At 53.1% G+C, this 12,767-nt stretch carries 12 protein-coding genes; 2 read left to right on the top strand and 10 right to left on the bottom strand.

The window, feature by feature from the left end:
- Positions 1-51: 51 nt before the first annotated feature.
- The 7 genes from ACAW74_RS07455 to ACAW74_RS07425 all read right to left on the bottom strand — a co-directional run bounded on the left by ACAW74_RS07455 (position 52) and on the right by ACAW74_RS07425 (position 7,387).
- Complete coding sequence (locus tag ACAW74_RS07455) at positions 52-261, bottom strand: PG1828 family lipoprotein (protein WP_041257556.1); 210 nt, start codon at positions 259-261, stop codon at positions 52-54.
- A 195-nt stretch (positions 262-456) separates the two neighbouring features.
- Positions 457-963 carry a GtrA family protein gene (locus ACAW74_RS07450; protein ID WP_370697563.1) on the bottom strand — a complete coding sequence of 169 codons (507 nt, stop codon included), beginning with the start codon at positions 961-963 and terminating at the stop codon, positions 457-459.
- 107 nt (positions 964-1,070) lie between these two features.
- The gene (locus ACAW74_RS07445) at positions 1,071-2,504 is read right to left on the bottom strand and encodes an NADH-quinone oxidoreductase subunit N (RefSeq protein WP_370697562.1); all 1,434 of its coding nucleotides are present in this window, start codon (positions 2,502-2,504) and stop codon (positions 1,071-1,073) included.
- 103 nt (positions 2,505-2,607) lie between these two features.
- The gene (locus ACAW74_RS07440) at positions 2,608-4,077 is read right to left on the bottom strand and encodes a complex I subunit 4 family protein (RefSeq protein ID WP_370697561.1); all 1,470 of its coding nucleotides are present in this window, start codon (positions 4,075-4,077) and stop codon (positions 2,608-2,610) included.
- A 14-nt stretch (positions 4,078-4,091) separates the two neighbouring features.
- Complete coding sequence (gene nuoL, locus ACAW74_RS07435; RefSeq protein WP_370697560.1) at positions 4,092-6,032, bottom strand: NADH-quinone oxidoreductase subunit L; 1,941 nt, start codon at positions 6,030-6,032, stop codon at positions 4,092-4,094.
- Positions 6,033-6,145: 113 nt separating this feature from the next.
- Positions 6,146-6,490: an NADH-quinone oxidoreductase subunit NuoK gene (nuoK, locus tag ACAW74_RS07430; RefSeq protein ID WP_370697559.1), complete on the bottom strand. Its 345-nt coding sequence runs from the start codon at positions 6,488-6,490 to the stop codon at positions 6,146-6,148.
- Between the two features lie 45 nt (positions 6,491-6,535).
- Entirely contained in the window at positions 6,536-7,387 is an 852-nt protein-coding gene (locus ACAW74_RS07425; protein ID WP_370697558.1) for a 3'-5' exonuclease, read from the bottom strand.
- Between the two features lie 101 nt (positions 7,388-7,488).
- Here ACAW74_RS07425 and ACAW74_RS07420 point away from each other — a divergent pair, with 101 nt between their 5' ends.
- Together ACAW74_RS07420 and ACAW74_RS07415 are read left to right on the top strand one after the other, a co-directional pair.
- Entirely contained in the window at positions 7,489-7,947 is a 459-nt protein-coding gene (locus ACAW74_RS07420) for a regulatory protein RecX (protein WP_370697557.1), read from the top strand.
- 205 nt (positions 7,948-8,152) lie between these two features.
- A complete protein-coding gene (locus tag ACAW74_RS07415) occupies positions 8,153-9,589 on the top strand; it encodes a DUF2142 domain-containing protein (RefSeq protein ID WP_370697556.1) in 1,437 nt (478 codons plus the stop codon).
- A 100-nt stretch (positions 9,590-9,689) separates the two neighbouring features.
- Here the strand turns inward: ACAW74_RS07415 and ACAW74_RS07410 are convergent, their stop codons facing one another.
- The 3 genes from ACAW74_RS07410 to ACAW74_RS07400 all read right to left on the bottom strand — a co-directional run bounded on the left by ACAW74_RS07410 (position 9,690) and on the right by ACAW74_RS07400 (position 12,695).
- Positions 9,690-10,679 (bottom strand): ribonucleoside-diphosphate reductase small subunit, encoded by a 990-nt coding sequence (locus ACAW74_RS07410; RefSeq protein ID WP_370697555.1) that lies wholly within the window; start codon positions 10,677-10,679, stop codon positions 9,690-9,692.
- Positions 10,680-10,825: 146 nt separating this feature from the next.
- Positions 10,826-11,500 carry a peptide-methionine (S)-S-oxide reductase MsrA gene (gene msrA / locus ACAW74_RS07405; RefSeq protein ID WP_370697554.1) on the bottom strand — a complete coding sequence of 225 codons (675 nt, stop codon included), beginning with the start codon at positions 11,498-11,500 and terminating at the stop codon, positions 10,826-10,828.
- A gap of 88 nt (positions 11,501-11,588) precedes the next feature.
- Entirely contained in the window at positions 11,589-12,695 is a 1,107-nt protein-coding gene (locus tag ACAW74_RS07400; protein ID WP_370697553.1) for an LBF_2804 family protein, read from the bottom strand.
- Positions 12,696-12,767: the final 72 nt, after the last annotated feature.

The raw sequence follows: 12,767 nt of genomic DNA, 5'->3' as shown, positions 1-12,767 counted from the left end.
CAAAAAAGCCCCACAGAGGTGGAGCTTTTCATTTTGCCAAAAGGCAATGTCTTATTTCGCGCTGTCGGCAGGAGCAACGGCTGACATAGAAGCAGCAGCTGAGTCAACAGTGGCAGTGGCAGCAGAATCAACTACAGTAGCAGATGAATCCAGCGTTGCGGCAGTTGAATCAACCGTTGTTTCTTCCGTTTTGGGTTTGCTTTCGCAAGCTGCGAACGCCAACGTGCTACCTACAAAGAGGAGGGCGATAACTTTTTTCATGATATTGTTTTTGGTGGCTTTAAAGTTTCCACAACAAAACTAAGTATCGCCTTGATAATGTGCAAACTAACAGGCCAAATTCTTTGCTCAGCTGATGTTTGTCTTGGAAAAGTACAGTGTTAATATTCTATAGAAAAGATCTGCTATAAGGAGTTATCGGCTAAACATGCTTGTTATGACGTATAAACAGACTTTTTAGTATACATCTTCATTCTGACGATTCGTACGTGACCGAATCCGGTCATACATACCCGTGCTACGGAAGGTAAGCAGCTTGTGGCCAAAGAAATTAGCCAGAAAGCTGAACCCCATCCCGACTACGTGCGAGAACTTCTCGCGCCAGAACTCAGTCAGTTGATCGGTAAGAAACGGATTGGCGATCCATTTAAGGGTAGCAGCCGCAACGCCGACCTGAACGACCCAGGCCACGGCGGCGATAACCAGGAACTTGATCATCTCGCGGCTGGAGTTACCGGAGTTTTTCGCTGAAAAAGCGTATAGTTTAGTCGGAATGAAGGTAAGCACAGTCGCGGTTAGGTAACCCAACAGCACGCTCGTGTTGAAGCTGAAATAATCCCGATAAAATACCTGACTAAAGAAGTTGATGGAAGCACCCAGCAGAGCCGTCAGGAAGAACGAGAGAAATTCCCGCTGCGCTTTGTATTTTTCGGTCTGCACAGTACTTGTTTCGACAGTGGTCACAAAAAAAGTGGTTGAGCTAGTCTAAAGTGCCGCAAAGGTACGCCCAAAGCAGTTCAACCCTGTATCGGGGAGACGTTCTCTGAGTAAACGGCTATAGCGGAAAATAGTTAAATAAGCCGCTGAAAGAGCCCCGGCATAATGCCCAACACAATCGTCAATACGGTGGCCGCGATCAGAATGATGCGGTAAAACGGCGCCACGCGGATGGTGCCAACCTGTCCTTCGCGGAAATACATGGCAATGACCACCCGGAAGTAATAGTAGATACCCACCGCCGACATTAGCACGGCTACGACCAGCAGCCAGGTCGCGCCCCGGCTTGCGGCCGTTGAGAAGACCATAAATTTACCCCAGAAGCCCGCCGTCAGCGGAATACCCGCCAGCGAGAGCATCGATACAGCCATCACAAAACCCAGAAGCGGATTCTGGCGGGCCAGCCCGTTGAATGCGTCGTAGTTTTCACCGGCAGGAGCCAGAGTCGACTGATCGCCAACGTTGGCAGCATTCAGCGGCCGGTTTTTCGCTACCAGCAACAAAATACCGAAGGCCGAGATGGTAGCCAGCGAGTAAGCCAGTGAGTAAAAGGCGATGGCTCCGTTCGACTGTTTCGACAAACCCACCAGCCCAATGAGCAGGTAACCCGCGTGCGAGATGCTCGAATAAGCCATCATGCGTTTAAAGCTGCTCTGGTAGACGGCCGTAACGTTGCCGATCAGTAAGGTGAGTACCGTTACGATCATGAGCGCCTGCACCCAGTAAGCGTAAACCTCGCTGGCGCTAAAGCTAACCAGCAAGACGCGCAGCAAGGCCGCAAAACCCGCTGTTTTCACTACGGTCGACATGAAAGCCGTAAACAGGGTAGGAGCGCCGTCATACACATCGGGCGTCCAGAAGTGGAACGGAGCGGCTGATACCTTGAACAGCATCCCGATCAGCAGCATGAACATGCCCGTGTAGAGCAACAACGGCGACGCCTGATTTTTAAGGATGGTACTTGCCGTGGCGCCAATGCCGGTAATGGTGAACGTACCGGTTGCTCCGTAAAGCAGCGCCATGCCAAAGAGCAGAATGCCCGTTGCAAAGGCACCCATGAGGAAGTACTTGAGCGCGGCTTCATTCGACCGCAGGTTTCGTTTGTCGCTCCCCGTCAGGATGTACATGGCAACCGACAGAATCTCGATGCCTACGAACAGCATGATGAGGTTTTCAAAGCCGGTCATCATAATCGCGCCAACCAGCGAAAACAGCAGAATGGCGAAGTATTCGGCCGGTTGGGCATCTTCATCGTCGATAAGGCTTCCCGACAGGGCCACCACCATAAACGCCGACAGCAGGATGATGCCGGTGAAGATCATCGCCAGATTGTTGATGACCAGCATACCGTTGAAATAGTTGTAGGTCTTGTTCCAATCGTAGAAGTTAGTGACCGCAGCCAGCACTAAAAAGGCCAGCGTCGCCGGGATTAAGAGAGCCCGCGATTTCATAAAGCCCAAAAACAGAAGGGCAATACCTGAAACGGAAAGTACAACGATGGGGAGCATTGGAAAACGAGTTTACCGTTTACAGTTTAGACGTTTTCAGTTGCGTTGCGACTTCGAATACCTGCATCAGCGCAACTGAAAACTGAAAACCTTAAACTAAAAACTACTTTATGTATTGTAAGAGGTTTGTCACGGCAGGGGTCGTGAGTTTCTGGAAGGAGGCTGGATAAAGACCCATCCAGAATACAAAGAAGCAAAGGACTGCCAGCACATAGCTTTCAGTACCGCTAAGGTCTTCCACCGATTGGGTACGTGCCGAAGGTTGGCCAAACATACTTTTCTGGTACATCCGCAGCATGTAGACTGCCCCGAAGATGATAGTCAGGCCAGCAACAAGTCCGATGTAATGATTGTAGGCATAAACCCCGGCCAGCAGCAGAAATTCGCCCACAAAACCGTTGGTCAGTGGCAAGGCCACGCTTCCCAGCAGAATGATCATGAAGTAGACCGTGAGGCGGGGCGTGGTACGTGTAATACCACCCAACTGATCGAGCTGACGGGTGCCGGTACGTTGCAGAATCAGTTCTGCAATGAAAAACAGGCCTACCACATTGATACCGTGGGCCAGCATCTGCAGCAGCGCCCCCTGAAGGCCCATCTCCGAGCGGGAGAATACGCCCGCCGCCATCAAGCCTACGTGCGAGAAGGACGAGTAAGCGATCAGGCGCTTCATGTCGCGCTGACGAATGGCGATGATAGCGCCGTACACAATCCCGATGACCGAGAGAATAATGGCGGTTTTGCCCCACGTATCTACCCCCGCCGGAACGATGGGAAGCAACAGCCGGATAAGGCCATACACACCCATTTTCAGCATAATACCGGCCAGCAGCATTGTGGCGGGCGTGGGCGATTCAACGTAGGTGTCGGGCTGCCAGGTGTGGAATGGAAACACCGGCATTTTGATGGCGAAAGCAATGAAGAACGCCCAGAAGATCCAGCCTTGCTGCGCGGGAGTGAGTGTCAGTTGATAGAAATCGGCGATGGCCGACGAATGTACCCCGTTGACCAGCGGCGTAGCCATGTAGAGATACACCAGCGCCACCAGCATGAGCAGGCTACCGAAGATGGTGTAAACGAAAAACTTGAACGTGACTTTCACGCGGTTTTCGCCACCCCAGAGTGCCGCCAGGAAATAGATCGGAATGAGCGCGGCTTCAAAGAAGAAGTAAAACAGGAAGCCGTCGCGCGCCACAAATACGCCCATCAGGGCCGCCTGCATAAACAGAATCAGCGCGTAGAAGGAGTTAGTGCGCTCGTAGGTCTGCTTAAACGTTGAGAGGATAATGAGCGGCGTCACGAGGGCCGTCAGTACAACGGGTAGCAAGCTAATCCCGTCGATGGCTCCGCTAAACCGGATGCCACTCTTGCCATCTGCCGCGTTGAAAAACCAGGCGTAGTCAAAGCCAAACTGAAAGGTGGCGTTGGTCTGAAACTGAAGGAAGGCCACGACAGCGATCCCCAACGTACCCAGCCCGCCCACCAGGGCCGCCAGACGTGCCGTGTCGCGGGACGTGAACAGAGTGGCTATCGCCGCTACAAGAGGAAAAAGAATCAGTGATAAAGTAAGCATGGTAGCAGCGGCGGTTATTTACCGTGGAAGAACGGAACGTTAAAGAAACGCAGACCAAAGAGCAGGGTAATGCTGACAACCATCAGCAACACATAAAGAGCAATAGACCCGTTTTGCACGCGCCGGAGTTGCCCCGATGTACTGCGCACAATCCAGGCCACACCGCCCACAACGGCATCGATGGCAAATTCGCCAAGGCTATAGAAAGCGTCGCCCAATGCGCGTACAGGACGCACAATCAGGCTTTCGTAAAACTCGTCGATGTAGTATTTGCCATAGACAACCTGCTGCGGCAGCGAACGCTCCTGTGAATCGGGCTGCGGCACGGCGGCGTTGCGTACGTACATGACGTAGGCTACAGCGGCCGACACGAGCGCCACACCTGCCGAAATGCTCATCAGCATCAACTCAGTGCTGTGGTCGAGGGCATTCGCTTCAAACAACGTCGGGTTGGCTTGCCGGGCCTGATCGAACAGCGGCGACATAAACTCCGCCAGCCGCGAAGTGCCTCCGAGCACTTCAGGTACGTTCATAAATCCACCAATCGCCGATAGCACGGCCAGCACCATCAGGGGCAGCGTCATGCTCAGCGGCGATTCGTGCAGGTGATGTTTCTGCTCAGCCGTGCCCCGGAACTCGCCGAAGAACGTCAGGAACAACAACCGGAACATGTAAAACGAGGTCATGGCTGAACCCAGCAGACCCAGCGCCCACAATACTTTGCTATGTTCAAACACATGCGCCAGGATTTCATCTTTCGAGAAGAAACCGGCAAAGGGCGGGATACCCGCAATGGCAATGGTACCGATCAGGAATGTCCAGAACGTAATGGGCAGTGCTTTCCGTAGGCCACCCATATTACGGATGTCCTGCTCGTTGCTCATCGCGTGGATGACGCTACCCGCACCAAGGAACAGCAGGGCTTTGAAGAACGCGTGGGTGATAACGTGGAACATGCCCGCCGTGTAAGCCGTTGCGGCCAGCCCCAGGAACATATAGCCCAACTGCGATACCGTCGAGTAGGCCAGGACTTTCTTGATGTCGTTTTGCAGCAGGCCGATCGATGCCGCCAACAGCGCCGTGGCGATAGCAATGCCGCCGATGATGTCGAGGGTGATAGGAGCCAGGCTGAACAGTACGTTGGACCGCACCACCATGTAAATGCCAGCTGTCACCATCGTAGCGGCGTGGATCAGCGCCGATACAGGCGTGGGGCCTGCCATGGCGTCGGGAAGCCACGTAAACAGCGGAATCTGCGCCGATTTACCCATAGCCCCGACAAACAAGAGCAAGGTAATCGTCACGACGACGGGGTCGTTGACATCCATGCCAACCACCTGCTCAAATACGTCGGTAAACTCAACCGAGCCAAACGTACCGATGATCGTGAAGATGCCCAGCAGGAAACCTAAGTCGCCAATCCGGTTCATCACGAAGGCTTTGCGGGCCGCGTTGTTGTAGCTGGTATTGGTGTTCCAGAAACCGATGAGCAGGTATGAACATAACCCTACGCCTTCCCAGCCGATAAACATCACCACGAAATTGGACCCAAGCACCAGCAGGAGCATGAAGAACAAAAACAGGTTGAGGAAGGCCATGAACTTGCCATAGCCCTCATCGTGGTGCATGTAGCCAATGCTATACAGGTGAATGAGCGACCCGATGCCCGTCACGATGGTCAACATCAGCAGCGTGAGCTGATCGACCTGAAACGAAAAATTGATGGGCATCGACCCGACGCTGATCCAGTCGAAGAGGGTGGTTTTGATGGTCGCTTCGTTGCCAGCGCCAAACGCACTCCACAGCAGACAGACGCACAGAAACGCCGCTACCGGCCCAGCCAGCGCCAACGGTCCTACCAGCCCGTTGGGCACCTTACGAAAGCCCAACCCATTAATGACAAAGCCGATCAACGGCAACAACGGAATGAGTAAACAGAGTAGATCAGGAGACATAAATTTTCGGCGGTACGTTGTATAGACGCAAGGGATTGCGTCTCACGAGCGTCAGCAATTTTTTGCGTAGAGGACCATCCGGCGGTAAGACGCAATGCCTTGCGTCTCTACAATTACCATTTCAATTTATTCAACATCCCCACGTCGATGGTGCGGATGTTTCGGTAGATCATGACAATGATTGCCAGCCCGACCGATACCTCGGCGGCAGCAACGGCCATAATGAAAAAGACGAATACCTGCCCGGTTGGATCTGAGCGATACGACGAGAAGGCGATCAGCAGCGTGTTTACGGCGTTGAGCATCAGTTCGATCGACATAAAAATGACGATGGCGTTGCGGCGCGTCAGAACGCCGATGATGCCGATGACAAAAAGAGCCGTGCTAAAAATGAGGTAATAATTGAGCGGTATTTGTTGGATAACTTCCGGAATGGTAGCCGTAGCGATAGGTTGCATAGGAGCCTGTTGAAGGGAAAGTTGCGGGCAAAGGTAGGATAAAATCTATTTTTCCCGCGAAGCGCCCCGCGAATGCGTTCCGTTCAAAGCGCCGGTGAACATGCGAAGGCGGATTTCGGTCAGGCGGCGCTTGGTATCGAGCGAAAACTCGCCCTTCTGCACCCAGTCGTAAAAAGAGGGTTCGTTTTTCAGGACGTCGAGTACCGGCTTACCGGCGTGTTTGCCAAAATTGATGACTTCTTCGCCCTTTTCGTTGAATACCATCCGGCCTGCCAGATCCACGTTGTTATTGCGGCCAATGGCGTCGAGCGCCTCCACGTCGTTGTCGATCACAAAGTCGCGCTTGCGGCCTTCGTCGCGGATGGTTTGGCCAGCATGTTTCTGCACAATCGTATCCAGCACCTCAAACGTGGCCAGTGTATCCGCTTCGGCACCGTGTGCGCCCACCAGTTCTTTGCCGCAGAAATGCCGGTAAGCAGCGCTGAGGTTGCGGGGTTCCATCAGGTGATAAATGCGTTGCACATCCACCATGCGGCGGTTCTTCATGTCGAAGTCGACGTTGGCGCGCAGGAATTCTTCTACCAGCAGCGGAATATCGAACCGATTGGAGTTGAAACCCGCCAGATCGCAGCCTTCCAGAAACTGCGCCAGTGTCCGGGCAATACTCTTGAACGACGGCGCATCCTTGACATCTTCGTCGTAAATACCGTGGATCAGGCTGGTTTCGAGCGGAATCGGGACGCCCGGATTGACGCGGTACGTTTTCACGACCAACTCGCCCGACGGCAACGCTTTAGCAACACATAATTCCACAATCCGGTCTTTGGCCGTATTGACGCCCGTTGTTTCGAGGTCGAAAACGGCTAAGGGTTTTTTCAGTTTAAGATTGTGGTTCATCGGTTGGTCTTGTTCGGTCAGGTACGTTTGATTCAACAAAAATAGTGACGTAGCCCGAAGCTTCACCCGAACCCCACCCAACCCGTCGGTGTTTTTTCCATATGACCGAATACCTCAAAGATGCCTTGCGGAAGGCGGCCTCGTTTTGCGCCTATCAGGAACGTACCCAGCAGGAGGTCCGCAAACGGCTCGATGCCTGGGATATTTACGGCGACGATGCCGAAGAGATCATTGCGGAGCTGATTACGCAGGGCTACCTGAGCGAGGAGCGGTTTGCGACCAGTTTTGCCGGTGGGAAATTTCGGGTGAAGGGGTGGGGGAAGCGGAAAATTGCCCAGCATCTGAAGCAGCGCGGTATTACGGGGCGCAACCTGGAAACGGCGCTGGCCGACATCAAACCCGCCGATTACCGGGCGCGACTCGCCGATTTATTGGATAAAAAACGCCGTACCATCCACGACGATAATCCGTTGGTGATAAAACAAAAACTGGCCCGCTACGCGCTCAGTAAAGGCTTCGAAATGAGTCTGATCTGGGAAGTACTGGGGGGCGAAGACTAAGTACCCTGTTCGCTCGTTCTAAGTGTACAGCCTTAGGTGTAGACGAACCGTTGTCTAACAAAATCAGGCTACCGCCCAACCCTTTTCGCTGAACTTGACTCATTATTGTTGTCTAGCTGGCTATTCTGTGAGAACAAAAGCAAAAAGCCGCACAAGACGTTACCAATAGTGAGTAATTTGTTTACAGTAGAATTCGGTAGTTCAGATGGTAGCAATCAAATCGAGGCCCAGTATTGAGGTAATAGTTGAGAAAGAGGTCCCCAAGTCGCAGCGGTGGTCGCTTGAAACGTCGTTTCTACTCATTGGCTTTTTCTTTGGCGTCTTATTTCTGGCCACAACGCCGCCGTTTCAAGTCGCCGACGAGTCGCGCCATTTTGTGCGGGCTTACCAAATTTCGGAAGACGTTCTGCATGCGCTGGGCTGGATTCCGTCGAGCGATCAGTTGCCCGTCAGTCTGGTCAACGCTATCCAAGAGACGCAATACCTACACGTTGACCCCGACTCGAAAACAACGATCAGCCATACGTTGTCGTTGATGGACGATGAGTTACGGCCCAATGCACGAGTCAGGTACGTCGACACGGCCGCCTATCCGTTTATCAGTTACCTGCCTCAGCTCATCCTGATTATCCCGTTGCGGTTGTTGCAGGTCAACGCAGTCGTGACGCTCTACGCTGCCCGTTTTTGTGCGCTGTTATTCTGGCTGCTCGTAACGTACCTGGCTATCCGTAAACTGCCCGTTGCCAAGCATCTGCTGGTTTTCATTGCGCTGTTGCCTATGACCATCTTTCAGGCGGGGTCGCTGTCGGCCGATTGCATTACGCTGTCACTGAGTTTCCTGCTGATTGCGTATTACGTGCATCTGGCGCATAAAGCGTCGTATGTACGGAGCAACGAATTTCTGGTAGTAAGCGGGGTTGGGGCGCTGCTAACGGCCGCTAAGCTGGTCTATTTTCCGCTGGTTGGGCTCCATTTTCTCATCAGCCCGTCGAAGTTTCGGTCGCGACGAATTTACATCCTGACGTTCGCGCTGACGGTGGTTGTGTGCATTGCTACCCTGCTGCTCTCGTACAACAATTTCCTGACGCCGCTGTTTTCGCCCGAAAAGACGGTAGCCGTAACGGGTGTCATGGGACCAACGTCTTATCCACAGCTTAACTTTCTTCTGGCCGACCCCCTGAACATTGGCCGAATGCTGGCCGCCACGGGTGGTAAATACGGACGTACCTACATGGATGGGTTTGTGGGGCATCTGGGCTGGAGCTGCGCCTCGCTTCCATCGTATCTGTACGTAGTCACGATCCTGATGATTGCCATAACGGCCTTCACCGTCGACGGTCGCCTGTTCAGGAGACGCTGGCACAGGGTGTTGTTGATTGGCATTGCCGTTATCATTAGTGCAGCCATTTGCATCGCCATCTGTACCGATACGTTTCTGAATTACACCCCTACCTTCTTCCTGCGCGGCATACAGGGTCGCTATTTTACGCCTTTCGCTATGCTGATTGGGCTGGTAGCGGCCAACCGTACGGCCTTCAGCCGACGCTACGGTCGCTATGTTCAGGCTGCGATGCTCCCGTTCGTGATTTTCCTGTTGCTAAACGCCGTGTACATCCTCGTCGATCACTACTATGTATTATAAAGCAGGGAAATACTGATCCTCATTGATTTAAACGAAAAAGGGGCGCAACGAGAATCGATCGTTGGCCCCTTTTCTGGCTTTACTTTTCTTTGAAGAACGCTTAAAAGTCTTCTTCCAGCGAAAATTTCGCGCCTTCGTTTTCCTTCGTTGAGGCCATAACGCCCGCTTTCTGATACTCGCCAACCCGCTTCTCGAAGAAGTTGGTTTTGCCTTGCAGCGAAATCATATCCATGAAATCGAACGGATTCGAGACGTTGTAGATCGAATTCAGGCCCAGCGATACCAGCAAGTGGTCGGCTACAAATTCGATGTACTGCTTCATCAGGTCGGCGTTCATTCCGATCAGCGACACGGGCAGCGCATCGCTCACAAACTCCTGTTCGATCTCGACGGCATTACGGATGATGTCGTAGATCGCCTGCGGGTCCATTTTGTTGCGGATGTGATCCGTGTAGAGCAGGCAGGCAAAATCGCGGTGTAGCCCTTCATCGCGTGAGATCAGCTCATTCGAGAACGTCAGGCCCGGCATGAGCCCCCGCTTCTTGAGCCAGAAAATGGAGCAGAACGAGCCCGAGAAGAAAATCCCTTCGACCGCCGCAAAGGCAATGAGTCGCTCGGCAAAGCTGCCGTTGCTGATCCAGCGCAGCGCCCAGTCGGCTTTCTTCTGCACGCAGGGAATGGTATCGATGGCATTGAGCATCCGGTCTTTCTCGACTGGATCTTTGATATACGTGTCGATCAGCAGCGAATAGGTTTCCGAGTGGATGTTCTCCATCATGATCTGGAAACCGTAGAAGCATTTTGCCTCGGCATACTGCACCTCCGACAGGAAGTTTACGGCGAGGTTTTCATTGACAATGCCGTCAGACGCCGCGAAGAACGCCAGCACGTGCGAAATGAAGTGGCGCTCGCCATCGCTAAGGCTATTCCAGTCTTTCAGGTCCTGTCCCAGATCGATCTCTTCAGCTGTCCAGAATGAAGCCTCGTGCTTCTTATACATCTGCCAGATGTCGTTGTGCTTGATCGGAAAGAGCACAAACCGGCTTTTATCTTCTTCCAGGAGCGGTTCAACAGAGGTTTCAGTGAGCATACCTTAGTAGATGGTTGTTTATCAGATTGTTAGGTCGCTAATCGGTGTTGCTGATCAGCTTGCGGCTAACAAAAATAGCGCATAAGACGGCACTGACAAGGCTACGCGGCGCTTATTCTTCTGAGAATTTTGGCTAGCTCAATCGACTACTTCGCTTCCGTTTCTGGTTTGAGCTTATCAGCCAACTTCTTTTTAAATTTCTCGACTTTGGGCTTCGAAACGCTGTTGATGTAGAAGTCGTCGGGATGGGCGCGGTAATAGCCCTGATGGTACACTTCGGCAGGGTAAAAAGCCTTGAAGGGCACCACCTGCGTCACCACGGGGTCGGTATACATACCGCTGGTATTGTAAAGGGCGATGGCTTTATCGATCGCTGCTTTTTCGGCGGGGGTTCGGTAAAATGCCACCGACCGATACTGAGTCCCCACATCAGGCCCCTGCCGGTTGAGGGTGGTGGGGTCATGGGCATACAGGAAGGCTTTGACGAGCGTATCGTACGGAATAACTTTTGGATCGTAATACACCTGAACCGACTCGGCATGCCCTGTCTGATCGGTGCCGACCTGCTCATAGGTAGGGTTGGCCAACTCGCCACCCGCGTAGCCCGACACGGCTTCGCGCACACCCTTGAGTAACTCAAACTCTTCTTCAATACACCAGAAGCAGCCACCGGCAAAGGTGGCTACGGCTTCGCCGGGCGCCGGTTGGGGGAGCTTGGCGGGTGAAGTGTCTTTTACGTCGTTCTGGTTGGCTTTGTCGGTGCTCTTTTTGGTGCAGCCAACAGACAACGCCAGGAGTAAGAAATAAGGAAGGAAACGCATGATGAAGCTAATTCAAGGAGCGACGGTCAGTAACGGTAACGTACCTGTGATGCTAAAATAGGCGCTCGACGCGCAGACTGGCGTGGGACTACACCCACAGACCACGGCCCTGGTAATACTCTTTGCCGATTTGCTCGATGTCGGCAATCGAATAAGAGAGCCAATTGCGGTCTTTCAACTGGCGCAAACGCCGCTTTTCAAACCACGACAGATTGCCGTCAATCAACACGCCGAAGATAACCAGTCGTTCCAGTGGCTTCCGTACTTCCGACGGCGCCTCGGCCAGCCGGTCCAGAAAGCGACCAGTTGGGTTAATGACCTGTAGGCCAAACCGATCCATCAGCGTTTCGGTAAGCAACAAATGCGCATAGTTGTATTGGCGTTTCAGCACCGCCACATATTGCAGGGCTTCGGGGATAAGCGCACAGAAGTCCTCGTTATGCCGCCATTCTTCGTAAAGGTCATCCACAAATTCCCGAATCGTGAGCGGAGCCATAACCCGGATTTTGGCCTCGTGGATGACCCGGTTCGATGCCCAGGCATTCCAGAAAGCATACACAGGCAAACCAACCAGATTAATGACTTGAGGAACGACAAACCGCCCCAATACTGGTCGCATGGCCACCTTCAGCACGAAGCAACTCAGTACCCCTTTCACCTGGTTGACCAGAAAGAAGGCGTTCAGCCCCCATTGCGGAAGGCCCAGATAGGGATCAATGCCGTAGCGTAACAGCCCTTTGTCGGCTCCTTCCCGCACAGCCTCGGCCAGTGCATACAGGTGCCGTTCGTACTGGGCGTCGTGTTGCCGGGGAAACTGACAGACAGCCATGACGTACCGCACAGCCCGCAGGTTGATGTACAGCAATGCATAAACTTCCAGGTAGACGAGCAGGATACCGTACAGCGTTGTGATCAGGGGCAGCGCAAATGAATACCCAAAAAGCGAGACGTTCGTTGAGGCAAAAAAAGAGGGCCACAGGTACTGAGGCAGATACAGAAAAACTACGCCGAAAACGCCTAACAGGACCGCCATACCGATCGTTTGCCGACGAACTTTGCCAATGACCTGGTTTTCCAGCTCGTTCATGACAAACGGTTCGTCAGTCGGGTGCGCCGAGTCTAAAGCCCGCCGCAGGTAGCGTAACGCTAGCTGGTCGATGGGACCAGGCGTATTTTCGGGCGGTTGTGTAGACATTGGAATGGTATGCATTGGTGGCGGTTTTGTGGCTATATAACTGCCAGAAAGCGGCTGCTGTTTAGAATAAGT

Origin of the sequence: Fibrella musci (assembly GCF_041321105.1) — a bacterium.
GTDB lineage: Bacteria > Bacteroidota > Bacteroidia > Cytophagales > Spirosomataceae > Fibrella > Fibrella musci.
Note: the sequence above shows the minus strand (reverse complement) of the source record. Positions and strands in the feature narration are given on the sequence as shown.